We start from the raw sequence: 923 nt of genomic DNA on the forward strand, positions 1-923 counted from the left end.
TAATCTAGGAACGATTTGTCGCTGGACGGATAATTGCGCATCGCCAGTGTGTTAATGAATACACCAACCAAACTCTCCAGTTCGGCATGCGGTCGTCCGGCAATCGGCGTGCCAACGACGATATCCTCTTGGCCTGTGTATTTGTGTAGGAGCGTGGTGTACGCCGCCAGCAACACCATATACAGGGTAGCGCCGGTTTGCGCCGCCAGTTCTTTCAGGCGTTCACTCACCTCACGCCCCAGTGCAAATTCGATCGTATCCCCTGCCGTACTCTGCACCGCTGGGCGGGCAAAGTCAGTGGAGAGATCCAGTACAGGTAGTTCACCTTGGAAGGTGTTCAGCCAGTACGCTTCCTGACGCTGCATCCACTCCTGATGGGCCTCGCTTTGTTGCCATACGGCATAATCCTTGTACTGAATTCGCAATGGCGCTAGCTCTTCACCGTCATACAAGCGGACAAATTCGTCGGTCAGGACCTCTAGGGACACCCCATCCGAGACGATATGATGCATATCGAGCATAAGCAGATGCTGGGCTTCCTGCTCTACTTCCTGAACGCCCAGATCCACCAAGCCTACCCGCAGCAGCGGTGCAGCTTGTAGATCAAACGGACGGACAAAGCGACTCACCAGCTGTTGGGCTTCTATGTTGACCCTTGTGTACGTATCTGTAGTTGTGTCCTGATCTGTGTCCGCAGTCGTACCCGCTGCCTGTACCTTCGTATATTCCACCGCAAACGGCACGGTGTCCTCAATCCATTGCATTGGCTCGCTGTCGATGAGCTCAAAGCGAGTGCGCAAGGTCGCATGGCGGGCAATCAGTTGACAGAACACGTCCTCTACTCGCTTCACGTCCAACGGACCACTCACTTGCAGCACCGACGGCATGTTGTAGTTCACATCTTGCGGGTCGAACTGATGCAG

General features: G+C 54.6%; 1 protein-coding gene. It reads right to left on the reverse strand.

Annotated features, from left to right (window positions below):
• A partial coding sequence (locus ABEW32_RS26450; RefSeq protein WP_430193293.1) for a condensation domain-containing protein occupies positions 1 to 923 on the reverse strand: 923 nt, incomplete at both ends.

Origin of the sequence: Paenibacillus jamilae, assembly GCF_050482105.1 — a bacterium.
GTDB lineage: Bacteria > Bacillota > Bacilli > Paenibacillales > Paenibacillaceae > Paenibacillus > Paenibacillus jamilae_B.